Source organism: Piscicoccus intestinalis NBRC 104926 (assembly GCF_001515525.1).
GTDB lineage: Bacteria > Actinomycetota > Actinomycetes > Actinomycetales > Dermatophilaceae > Kineosphaera > Kineosphaera intestinalis.
This window is the reverse complement of sequence record NZ_BCNQ01000143.1, coordinates 1-656: the sequence shown is the minus strand read 5'-3', so window position 1 is coordinate 656 and position 656 is coordinate 1. Positions and strand designations below refer to the sequence as shown.

The 656-nt window shown below is 75.6% G+C and carries 1 protein-coding gene; it reads left to right on the top strand.

Features of this window, described 5'->3' with window-relative positions:
* Window positions 1-581, top strand: a 581-nt coding sequence (locus tag PINTE_RS23370; RefSeq protein ID WP_505803945.1) for a carbohydrate kinase family protein, incomplete at its 5' end; no start/stop codon positions are given.
* Between the last annotated feature and the right edge of the window lie 75 nt (window positions 582-656).

Here is a 656-nt window from a genome sequence, read left to right as displayed (position 1 = left end):
CGCCCGGCGTCGAGGCGACGCTGAACGCCGACGACCTGGCCCGGGTGCGGCTGGCCGCCGACGACGTGGCCTACATCTCGGCGCAAGACCTTATCGACCCCGTCTGCGGGCCGGCCATCGCGCAGTGGTGCGGCTCCGGGCTGGGGGAGGCCCTGCTCGTCCTCGACCCCGGGCCGCTGGTCAGCGACGTTCCCGACGACGTGCTCGACGCGGTGCTCGCGCGCACCGACGTGCTCGCCCTCGGGCGACACGAGCTGGAGCTGCTCAGCGGCCGTCGAGTGGCCTCCAGGGGCGACACCGGGGAAGGCGGCGCCCGCCGCGACGGCGAGGCGCTGGCCGCGCTCGCCGGCCTCCTCGCCGACGAGGCCATCGTGCTGCTGCGCTCGGCCGACGGCTACCTGCTGCGCGAACACGACGGCAGCACCTACTCGTTCCCCGGCGACGAGCCCGGCCCACCGCGGCTCCGGCACGTCGCCCACCTGCTGGGTCACCTGGCCCAGGTGCGCGCGTCGCAGCCGGCGCTCACCCTCGGCGGCGTCACCCCCGGCCAGCACGTGGCCGCACTGCTGCTGCCCGACTGACCTGCCCCCGGGGCATAGCGCTCCTCGTTCCCCGTTGGTCCTGCGGTCGGCGGCCTCATTCGGTTGTCGCCCGTT